The organism is Bradyrhizobium genomosp. III, from assembly GCF_000261705.1.
GTDB lineage: Bacteria > Pseudomonadota > Alphaproteobacteria > Rhizobiales > Xanthobacteraceae > Bradyrhizobium > Bradyrhizobium ottawaense.
Window position 1 is genome coordinate 1 of the sequence record NZ_AJQF01000391.1, and the last position, 9874, is coordinate 9874.

9 protein-coding genes and 1 pseudogene are annotated in these 9874 nt (G+C 65.0%); 3 read left to right on the top strand and 7 right to left on the bottom strand.

The features are described from left to right. Positions 1 to 952: vWA domain-containing protein (locus IC66_RS0131685; RefSeq protein WP_038950339.1), on the top strand; the 952-nt coding region annotated here is incomplete at its 5' end. A gap of 74 nt (positions 953 to 1026) precedes the next feature. Here the strand turns inward: IC66_RS0131685 and IC66_RS0131690 are convergent. Next, positions 1027 to 1365 carry a phasin family protein gene (locus IC66_RS0131690; RefSeq protein ID WP_028143975.1) on the bottom strand — a complete coding sequence of 113 codons (339 nt, stop codon included), beginning with the start codon at positions 1363 to 1365 and terminating at the stop codon, positions 1027 to 1029. 388 nt (positions 1366 to 1753) lie between these two features. Here IC66_RS0131690 and IC66_RS0131695 point away from each other — a divergent pair, with 388 nt between their 5' ends. Then, a complete protein-coding gene (locus tag IC66_RS0131695) occupies positions 1754 to 3592 on the top strand; it encodes a D-alanyl-D-alanine carboxypeptidase (RefSeq protein WP_038950340.1) in 1839 nt (612 codons plus the stop codon). A 218-nt stretch (positions 3593 to 3810) separates the two neighbouring features. Here IC66_RS0131695 and IC66_RS0131700 read toward each other — a convergent pair whose 3' ends face one another. The 4 genes from IC66_RS0131700 to IC66_RS0131715 all read right to left on the bottom strand — a co-directional run bounded on the left by IC66_RS0131700 (position 3811) and on the right by IC66_RS0131715 (position 7615). Then, positions 3811 to 4539, bottom strand: coding sequence for a DnaJ domain-containing protein (locus IC66_RS0131700; RefSeq protein WP_028143977.1), 729 nt, complete (start codon positions 4537 to 4539; stop codon positions 3811 to 3813). A gap of 64 nt (positions 4540 to 4603) precedes the next feature. Further along, the gene (locus IC66_RS0131705; RefSeq protein ID WP_038950342.1) at positions 4604 to 5353 is read right to left on the bottom strand and encodes a hypothetical protein; all 750 of its coding nucleotides are present in this window, start codon (positions 5351 to 5353) and stop codon (positions 4604 to 4606) included. Between the two features lie 134 nt (positions 5354 to 5487). Then, positions 5488 to 6348: an alpha/beta fold hydrolase gene (locus IC66_RS0131710; RefSeq protein WP_028143979.1), complete on the bottom strand. Its 861-nt coding sequence runs from the start codon at positions 6346 to 6348 to the stop codon at positions 5488 to 5490. A gap of 343 nt (positions 6349 to 6691) precedes the next feature. Further along, complete coding sequence (locus tag IC66_RS0131715; RefSeq protein WP_038950343.1) at positions 6692 to 7615, bottom strand: division plane positioning ATPase MipZ; 924 nt, start codon at positions 7613 to 7615, stop codon at positions 6692 to 6694. Positions 7616 to 7899: 284 nt separating this feature from the next. Between IC66_RS0131715 and panC the strand changes: the two genes are divergently transcribed. Further along, the gene (gene panC, locus IC66_RS0131720; protein WP_038950344.1) at positions 7900 to 8751 is read left to right on the top strand and encodes a pantoate--beta-alanine ligase; all 852 of its coding nucleotides are present in this window, start codon (positions 7900 to 7902) and stop codon (positions 8749 to 8751) included. Here panC and IC66_RS0131725 read toward each other — a convergent pair. Together IC66_RS0131725 and IC66_RS0131730 are read right to left on the bottom strand one after the other, a co-directional pair. Next, positions 8748 to 9188 (bottom strand): DUF1489 family protein, encoded by a 441-nt coding sequence (locus tag IC66_RS0131725; protein WP_028143982.1) that lies wholly within the window; start codon positions 9186 to 9188, stop codon positions 8748 to 8750. The genes panC and IC66_RS0131725 overlap by 4 nt on opposite strands. Positions 9189 to 9230: 42 nt before the next feature. After that, positions 9231 to 9874 (bottom strand): annotated as a pseudogene (locus tag IC66_RS0131730) (hypothetical protein); the annotation flags it as partial.

Genomic DNA, 9874 nt, shown 5'->3' on the forward strand with positions numbered 1-9874 from the left:
GACACTCGGCATCGACACCACCTCCACCAGCGCCTGGGGCCTGACGCGCATGCGCGTGGCCCTGGTGCTCGACGTCACGGGATCGATGGCCGACGACGGTAAGATGCCGGCCATGCAGACGGCCGCGAAGAACCTGGTCGACCAGCTCAGCACGCTCGCCAAGACCAACGGCGACGTCTACATCTCGGTCGTTCCGTTTTCCAAGGACGTCAACGTCGGCAGCAGCAACTATGACAAGTCCTGGATCGACTGGAGCGACTGGGAAGCGGTGAATGGCAGCTGCAGCGACAATTGGTACAAGCAACAGTCGAGCTGCGTCAGCGCGGGCAAGACGTGGACGCCGAAAAACCACAACAAATGGACGGGATGCGTCACCGACCGCGATCAGGACTACGACACCAAGAATACTGCTCCGGTGAGCAGCAACTCGTCGACGCTGTTCCCGGCGGAGCAGTATTCGTACTGCAATTCCAGCAATTCGGCCTACATCCAACCGATCATGCCGCTGAGCTACGACTGGTCGGCGCTCAAGACGCTGATCGGCAATCTGGTCCCGACCGGCAACACCAACCAGGGCATCGGCCTCGCCTGGGGCTGGATGACGCTCTCGACCGGCGATCCCATGAACGCGCCGGCCAAGGACACCAACTACACCTACAAGGACGCAATCGTCCTGCTCTCCGACGGCATGAACACGCAGAACCGCTGGTACAGCGACTCCTCGCAGATCGACGCGCGGGAGAAGAAGCTGTGCGACAATGCCAAGGCCCAGCCCAACAACATCACGATCTACACCGTGCAGGTGAACACCGGCAGCGATCCGACCTCGAGCGTGCTGCAATATTGCGCCAGCAGCTCCGACAAGTTCTATCTCGTCACGTCGGCCAGCCAGACCGTTTCGGTGTTCAAGGACATCGGCACCTCGCTGTCGAAGCTGCGCGTGGCGCGCTGACGGATCGACCGCGTGCCAACAAAAAGCCCGGCTGGTTCAGCCGGGCTTTTCGATTCCAGGACGTCCTGAAAAATTTACTGAGCAGCCGGGGTGAACTTCGACACGATGGTCTCGACCGGCTTGAACGCCTGCTTGGCGAGGTCGCTGTAGAGGCCGGCGATCTTCTGCGATTCCGCAACGAAGGTCTCGTAGGAGGAACGGGCGAAATCGGTCTGCGCTTCCATGGCCTTGTCCAGCGACTTCACGCCGGAAAGCTTCTCGACGAAGGACTTGGTGTCTTCGAACGACTTCTTCGTATAGTCGCCATAGGCGCTGGCGATCGCCTGAAGGCCGTGCTGCACCGAGGTCGCGGAGGCGACGTACTGCTCGAAGTGCTCTTTCCCGTAGTTCTGAAAGTCTTCAACCTTGAACATTTCGGAATCCTTTTCCCTGGCTCTCGTCGGGAAGCCCCGGCTCCCTGACTCTGCCCACAATTAGTGCAACGCACAAAAAAGTCAAGAATTTTGTGCGACGCACAAAATTGGACTCATTTCGCGAAGATTCCCGGGGTTTCCCGCAAGGGTTCTTTAAGCATTTGGAAACCGCGGGCCCCTACCCTGATTCCCTGGACGTGTTCAACTTCCGCAGACGGTCAAAAGCCGTTTGAGACCATCACCTTAGCCAGAATAGCGGTTCAGGTCCAACGTCCCCCGCGGCGAGCACCAGCGGAGGGACAGCCTGAGCAGGTAATGATCCCGGGTCCATTGGGCACAATTTCGCCTCACGAGCCGGTGATCAAGTCAGAAACGGGGACGGGGTTCCATGCTTCGTAAAAACTTGTCTTCCTCGCGCTTGGCGCGGGTTGGCGTTTTCGGGCTTCTTACGGTCACCACCGCGGTCATCTTCACCACCGATGCCGCCGAGGCGCGGCGTCATCGCCGCCATTACGCGCACCACCGGGTGCAGCGCGACGTGTCCGAGAGCTCCAGCCCGAAATTCGCGTCCATCATCGTCGACGGCAATTCCGGCGCAGTGCTCCAGGCGACCAGCCCCGACGGGATCCGCCACCCCGCCTCGCTCACCAAGATCATGACGCTCTACCTGCTGTTCGAGCGTCTCGAGTCCGGGAAGATGAAGCTCGACACCGAGATGCCGGTGTCCCAGCACGCCGCCGATCAGGATCCGACCAAGCTGAATTTGCGCGCCGGCCAGACCATCCGTGTCGAGGACGCGATCAAGGGTCTCGTCACCCGCTCCGCCAACGACGCAGCCGTGGTGATCGCCGAAGCGATCGGCGGCGACGAGGACGACTTCGCCCAGATGATGACGCGCAAGGCGCGCTCGCTCGGCATGTCCAAGACGGTGTACCGCAACGCCAACGGCCTTCCCAACGACGAGCAGGTCACGACCGCGCGCGACCAGGCCACGCTCGGCCGCGCCATCCAGGAGCGCTTCCCGCGCTACTATCGCTATTTCGCGACGGCGACCTTCAACTGGCGCGGACAGTCGATCCGCAACCACAATCACCTGCTCGGCAATGTCGAGGGCGTGGACGGCATCAAGACCGGCTACACCCGCGCCTCCGGCTTCAATCTCGTGACCTCGATGCGCCGCGGCAACCGTCATCTGATCGGTGTCGTGCTCGGGGGTCGCAGCGGCGGCTCGCGCGATGCCATCATGCGCAACCTGCTCGCGGAGAATCTCGAGAAGGGTGCGACCACCCACACCGTCGCCGCGGTCACGGAGCGCAACGGCGCGGACGCCAGCACCGAGGTCGCCGACGCGTCGCCTACCCCGGCCCGCGCCGTTCCGCAGGTTCAGGCCGCTTCTGCCCCTGCTCCCGAAGCAGCGCCGTCGCGTCTGGCCGCACGCCTGTCGAAGCTCGCGGCTGCGACTGCCGCGGTGCCGCCGGCCCAGCCCAGATCCGAAGCCAAGCCTGAAGTTCGGCCGACGGAATCCAAGATCGAGCCGGCGCCGCTCACCAATGGCGTGATCTCGAGCCAGCCGCTCTCCATCATCCCCGGCTCGTCCGAGCCGATGAAGCCGGTCCGGGTCAAGACGGTTCAGGTCAAGGCCGGCGCCGTGAAGGTCGCTTCCGCCGCCCCCGCTCAGGTCGCACCGCCGGTTACCAACGCCATTTCGTCCCGCTCCGACGTCGCGGAAACCTCCACCGCCGTCGTCGCCCGGGCCGATCTCATCAACAAGCCCGAGGTCGTCAGCCAGCCGGAAGCGCCGAAGGCCGAGATCGCCCGCACCGAGCTGCCGCGGCAGCCGGCGGGCTTCGGCACCGGCAACGGCCTCCTCGGGGTACTGCCGGCCGCAACGACTGCTGCGCCCGCCCCGGCCGCTCCGAAGCTGGCCTCCGCCGACCCGATGCCGATCCAGATGAGCGCCACCACCAAGCCGGTCGCCGCCCACAGCGGCTGGATCGTCCAGGTCGGCGCGCTCGAGAGCGAGAACGAGGCCCAGCAGCGCATCGACGCGGCACGCAGCTCGGCCCGCGGCCTGCTCAGCAAGGCCGATCCGTTCACCGAGGTCGTCGCCAAGGACAATCGCAAGCTCTATCGCGCCCGCTTCGCCGGGCTCGAGCGCGACCAGGCCGAAGCCGTCTGCCGTACCCTGAAGCGCGCCGACATCTCCTGCATCACCGTCCGCAACTGATCTTTCGCAACGCTCCGCTCAAAATGCCCGCGCCTTGCGCGGGCATTTTTGTTTTTGGCGGATCGCGATGCCAGTTCCGCGACAACTTCTCGTCAAGGATTTACGGTTAAAACTTTACTCAAGAGATCAACCACGCCGACAATGGCGGGTGTCAGGGCGACGGCAAACAGAGCAAGCGGAGCTCACGCGGTACGGGCGTTTGTAGCGTAGTGCCGGAGTTAGCCGTTATGCGTACGAAGCAGAGTATCCTTGGCCTCGTTTACACGGGCAGCGAGATAGTTCGACCCCCCTTGGTCGGGATGGAGTTTCTTCATCAGGGTCTTGTGGGCCCGGCTGATGTCGTCACGCCCCGCCCCCGGCTGCAAGCCAAGGATCTGATAGGCCTCCTCCGCCGTCATTTTGCCGCTCGCCGCCGTGCGGCGCTGCCCCCCTGCCGCATCGCTCTGCGCGTTCTGACGCCAGGCGGGAAACCGGCGGTCCAGATAGCTTTCAAGTAAGGCCACGCTCTCGGCGTCGAATGTCGGAACCATGGCCAGCAGGCTAGCGAGATCGAACTCGCCGAGATCGCGCCCGGCGTGAGGCCCGGCGACGATCTGCCCGCCGAGCTGGCCAGAGCCGTGGTCGAGCCGCATATCCAGGAATTGCGAACGCACGCGTGAAGACTGCCCTGACGCGGGCGCAGCACCACCGCCGCCGAACAGCCCGCCGACATTGCCGAAGCCGGCGTTTGCCAGCGGTGTCCAGCCCAGCAGCCCGGCGCCGAAAATCCCGAGCGGGATCGCCACCACCAGCTCGCCCCGCAAGCCCGTGAAGGCTGCGACCGCCAGCGCCACCACGCCGCCACCGAACCTGATGGCCCTCGCCAGCACCGCCGGATTGGCAGCGCGAAACATCTGGAGCAGCAGATAAAGCGTGATAATTGCGACAGCGCCGGCGATCAGGGTCATGACCGGAATATAGTCGCCCTCGCGGCAAAATGCATGGCATACGCCTCGCCGCGACGCCTGAGCGCTACTTCATTTGGCCGATCAGCCTGGCCGCGCCGCTCGCGGTCTTCGCCAGCTTCAATAGCGCCTCGCGACCGCCGGCGGCATAGGCCGCAGCCGCCCGCAACAGCTCGCGCAACTGCGCCGCCGCACCCGGATCGAACCGGCACCAGGCGCCACCCGTCAGGCGCGCGATCTCGCGAAAGGCCTGCTCGGCGACGGCGTCATGACCTTCCTGAAACAGGAACACGGGCACTTTGAGCATGCCGAGCTCGCCGGCCTTGGCGCAGAGCTCGTCGACCTTCTCCTCCATGGCATCGCCGACGAAGACGACGGCACGCACGCCCGATGCGACCGCTTCGCGCCGCGCCTCGGTCAGCACCTTGCCGATCTGGGTGTCGCCGCCGCGGCAATCGATCTTGGTCATCAACGCCGCAAGCCTGTTGCTGTCGGAGATCCATCCCGTGGCGCGGCACTCGTTGAAGCCGCGATAATAGACCAGCCGGATGTCGAGACTGCCGAGCGCGGCGGTCTCGCGAAACATGTCGGCCTGCAGCGCGCAGGCCATGTCCCAGGTCGGCTGCCGGCTCATCGTCGCGTCCAGCGCGAAGATCAGCCGCCCCTTCGCGCCCGGCGCATGCGGTGACATCGCCTGCGCCTTGGCGACGAAGGCGGCGATGTCTTCCGCAGTCGACGTTCCGGCCTGCGGCACCGCACCGCCTGCTTGCGCCGAGACGGCATCGCCGCTGCGGGGTTTGATGGGTTCGCCCGACATGCCTTGACCCTGCGTGGGCGGCTAATGTGGTTAGCGCAAGCAGCCCGGTCAATGTGCAAAGCCCCCGCCGGCAGAGGCTGGCGGGGGCTTTGCAGATCGTGACTGACGATGTGGGCGCCGTCAGGGCGAAGAGGTCAGCTCTTGGCAGGCCCCATCAAGGCGACCGGACCGGGCTCGAGGATATTGGGCGGCGAGGATTGCGTGTCGACCGGCGCGATCTCGCTGTCGGCGGCGCTCAGGAATTTGTCGAGCATGCCCTGGATCGAGTTCTTGGCGACATCCGGACCGGTGTCGCGCATGTCGTTGTGCTGGAATTCAGTCTTCACGACCTGGATACCCGCCTTCTCGCATTCCTCGTCCGTCGGGATCACGCCCGCATCGGCCTTGAACTGCGGATCGGTGGAGCGGAACGACAGGATCTTGAACTTGCCGGCGGTGACGAAGGGCACGCGCAAATTGTCGAGCGTGACGACCTTTTTGACTTCATCCGGATACTGTTTGGCGAAATACATCGTGATGTCGCCGCCCATGGAATGGCCGACCATGGTGACCTTGTCGTAGTCGGCGTTCGGCTGAAGCTTCCTCATTTCCTGCACGGCGAGATGGATGTTGGCGACACCGCGCAGGATCTGCGGCAGGCGGCCGACATAGAGCTCGCCGGGCTTGGTCACCATCGGAGGATCGGTCGGCAAGTCGTGCTGCGGGCTCAGGACCATGTAGCCGCGCGCAGCGAAGATGTTGGCGAGGAAGCCGTACTCGGTGTTCTTGACGGTGTTGCCGTGATTGATCACTGCGACCGGCAGCGTGATCATGCCGGCGGTGGCCTGCATTTCCTTGTCACGACGCACCGCGATGTCGACGGGCACCGGGCGATTGTCGCGCGAGGCGTCGTAGAAGGTAATGGTCTCGTGCTTGATCGCCCACTTGCTCGCCGTGAAATAGGCGATGCCGCAGAGAGCACTGACCGAAACCAGAACGGCAATTCCACGCTTCATTTTCGTCCTCAGCCTCAGGCTCTTGCGGCCTGAATCCCTGTTGAAAATCGTGTTCTTCCGGGGCTCTTCGACCCCTTGTCGCCTATTCGCTAATATATGTCACAGGCGCGTGACAGGAAGGCCAAATATTGTGAACCGGCAGCCCTTTCATTGTGCGCCGCACACGTTTTGTAGGCATCCCGTCCTCGCCAAGCTACGTCAGCGTGCACGTCACCCTCCGACGCAACCGGTCTCGCTTGGGTTCAATTTCACGGTCAACGTAAGGTGAAAACGGCGGAGCGCGGCCACAGTTCCCGCGGAAACCGGCCCCTCAGATCGATCGGAAGTAGCGATATACCGCCGCTCAGGCGCCGAGGATGTCGTGAACCTCGAGCGGCTTGTCGACCTGGTTGAACCACTCGGCCCGGTTGGCGGCGCGGCGGCGGCCGCGCTCGTCGAGCGGCAGCTTGAGCTGCCGGAGCAGGCTCGTCACCTCCTCTCGTGCGGTCAGATGGCCGAGATTGGGCCGCATGCCGAGCGTGGCCTCGTCGATCTCGTCGAGGGCGGTCAGGCCGCGCGGGAAAAATTCGCGATAGACGACGCGTTCGGCGAAGCCGTCGACGTAGCGGAAGCCGAGCCGCAGCGACAGATCCTTCAGCCCCTCGGCGACGAGCTGCTTGTTGCGCGAGCCGAGCATCGACAGGCGGTTGCGCACGACGATCCAGTCGGTGGTCGAGCCGTCGAGCTGGCGGCGCTTGCGCCTGACGTCGCGCACCATCTCGGCGTAGTGGCTCTCGCCCGTCACCGCGTAATTGGCGGGATCGACGGTGCCGAGCACGTCGAAATCGAGGAAGCTGTCGTTGATCGGCGTGACCAGCGTGTCGGCCATCGAGTGCGCCAGCCGCATCAGATAACTGTCGGTGCCCGGCGTATCGATGACGATGAAGTCGAAGCTGCTCTCGACCGCCGAGACCGCCTCCATGAACTGCTGGAACTCGGAATTCTCGTTCTCGGCGATCTGCATGGTCTCGCCGAGCTTGATGCAGCGATGCACCGGCAGTTCGAGGTCGAGCTTGGTGCGGCGCGCCCAGGCGGCACGGTTGCCGATGTAGCGCGTGAAGCTCTGCTGACGGCAGTCGAGGTCGATGGTGGCGACGCGCTGGCCGGCCTTCAGGAGCGCAACCGCGATGTGCAGGGCGGTGGTCGACTTGCCGGAGCCGCCCTTCTCGTTACCGAGCACGACCACATGCGCCGAGCCGGATTGGCCTTGGCTAGCCTGCACAAGCATGGCGATCCTCAACACCCCTGATGAATATCTTCGAGTTGGCCGCGTCTGCGGTCAAGTGAAATGCGTGACAGGTAATGCAAATCGCAGCGCGCCTGCTTCATCATGAATCGCGGCGCCGTCTTTCTTTCTGTAATCCAGCCCACAATGTCGCGACATCCTGCGCGACCTTGCGCGGGATGCTGTGCCGCATCCGGATGCATGGCGTCCACGATCGCCGCTTGTTAAGGTTAGTCGCCCCTGGCGCCAGGTCATGCCGCGCCGATTCCCAACCCTGTCGAGTCCTGATGTCAGCAAGCCCTTTGATCGCCCGCACGGTCCCAACCTTGCGCCGCGCCGTCGACAATCTCCGCAAGCGAAAGGCCACGATCGCGCTGGTCCCGACCATGGGGGCCCTCCATGACGGGCATGTGTCTCTCGTCCGCCTCGCCAAGCGGCGCGCCAGCCGCGTCGTGGTCTCGATCTTCGTCAACCCGACCCAGTTCGCCCCCACCGAGGATTTCGGCGCCTATCCGCGCACCTGGAAGGCCGACATCGCCAAGCTCGCAGCCGAGGATGTCGATATCGTCTGGCATCCCGGCGTCGATGCCATGTATCCGGACGGCTTTGCCACCCGCATCGTGCCGGAGGGACCGGCGATCGCCGGCCTCGAGGACCGCTTCCGCCCGCATTTCTTCGGCGGCGTCGCCACCGTCGTCGGCAAGCTGTTCACGCAGTGCCGGCCGGACTTCGCGATCTTCGGCGAAAAGGATTTTCAGCAGTTGCGGGTGGTGTCGCAGATGGCGCGCGACCTCGACCTCGGCGTCAAGGTCGTCGGCTCCCGCACCGTGCGCGAGCGCGACGGGCTCGCGATGTCCTCGCGCAACGTCTATCTGTCGCCCGAGGAGCGGCGGACCGCCCCCATCCTCTACCGTGCCATGAAGGACAGCGCCGGCCGCATCCGTGCCGGCGAAGCCGTTGCGTCGGCCATGAAGCGTGGCGCCGCAACGATCGAGGCGGCCGGCTTTGCGCTCGACTATTACGAAGCGCGCCATGCCGAGACGCTGGCGCCCCTCGCCTCGCGCAAGGACGGACCGTTGCGGATCCTGGTCGCGGCCAAGCTCGGCACGACTCGGCTGATCGACAATATCGCGGTTTAGAGCAGCCCGAGATCGCGTAATTCGCGCCGCATCGGCTCCGGCATCGCCGCGATCGAGCCGGCGGCGGACTTGCCGAGATCGGGCGGCACGGAATCGTCGGCGAGATAGCGCCAGCCCTGGAATGGGCGCATCGGCCGTGGCGACACCGAGACCACTTTCGGCTGCATCACGATCCGGCAGCGGCCGATACCGTCCTTGTCGCGGAACGGCTCGATGCCGATGATCTTTTCCCGTGCGGCGATCTCGCCCTTGATCACCCAGTAGAGCGACCCGCCCGAGAGGATCTCGGCATCGCGCTTGGGGACCATGCGAGTGATGTGGATGTGATGTTGCGGCAGACCCTTCTTCTTGGCGGTCTGCATCCGTTCGGCGATCCACTCCTTCAATTCCTTGACGGAGTCGCAACCGACGGCGAGCTTGATCAGATGTAGCGGCATGCCCAAGCATTAGCCGGGCGGCACCGCATTTGGAATGCCGATCTATTCGTTATCCGCAGCCGCGGGCGCGGCCGCCGAGGTTGGCGGCGGAGCGAGCGGAACCGGCGCTGCAGGAGCACGCGCAGCCTTCGGGGCCGGCGGCTTCTTCGCGGCCGGTGGTGCGGCGGCTTGTGCCGACGTCGCGGCGGGCGCGCGCGGTGCCGGCGCTGCGTTCGCGGCGGCGGGCGCCGCCTGGCGCGTCGTCGCCGTGGGCTCCGGATTCATGATGCTGACCGGCGGCGTCGACGAGGCGCTAGGGAACTCAGCGCTGGTCGGCTTGCCCGTCGGCATCGCGGGCGGCAGCCCGGCAAGCGCGGCCGTGGCCGGCATCGCCGACGCCGTTGCAGGCGCGTTCCAGGTTGGCGCATGGCGCGCGACCAGCATGTCGTAGAGATGGGCGTCCATGTTGGCGGCAACCCGCTGCTGGTCGGTCAGCGAGCGGAACGCGGCGCAGTCGAACTGCGTGCAACCGTCGCGCACGACCAGCACCTGCGCCACGAAGCCGTAGCGATCGTGCTCCAGCGCCTTGCGCAGCACCTTCATGTCCGTCGTCAGGCTCTTCTCGGCGATCGCGGCATCACCGAGCGCGGTCAGCCGGTCGATTCGGGCCGCGGTATAGGAGACGGCGGCAGCCGCGGCATCCGGCG

Excerpts from the sequence above, each read along its gene's own strand:
- IC66_RS0131690 (WP_028143975.1), bottom strand. The coding sequence starts at position 1,365 with ATGTTCAAGGTTGAAGACTTTCAGAACTACGGGAAAGAGCACTTCGAG.
- IC66_RS0131695 (WP_038950340.1), top strand. The coding sequence starts at position 1,754 with ATGCTTCGTAAAAACTTGTCTTCCTCGCGCTTGGCGCGGGTTGGCGTT.
- IC66_RS0131700 (WP_028143977.1), bottom strand. The coding sequence starts at position 4,539 with ATGACCCTGATCGCCGGCGCTGTCGCAATTATCACGCTTTATCTGCTG.
- IC66_RS0131705 (WP_038950342.1), bottom strand. The coding sequence starts at position 5,353 with ATGTCGGGCGAACCCATCAAACCCCGCAGCGGCGATGCCGTCTCGGCG.
- IC66_RS0131710 (WP_028143979.1), bottom strand. The coding sequence starts at position 6,348 with ATGAAGCGTGGAATTGCCGTTCTGGTTTCGGTCAGTGCTCTCTGCGGC.
- IC66_RS0131715 (WP_038950343.1), bottom strand. The coding sequence starts at position 7,615 with ATGCTTGTGCAGGCTAGCCAAGGCCAATCCGGCTCGGCGCATGTGGTC.
- panC (WP_038950344.1), top strand. The coding sequence starts at position 7,900 with ATGTCAGCAAGCCCTTTGATCGCCCGCACGGTCCCAACCTTGCGCCGC.
- IC66_RS0131725 (WP_028143982.1), bottom strand. The coding sequence starts at position 9,188 with ATGCCGCTACATCTGATCAAGCTCGCCGTCGGTTGCGACTCCGTCAAG.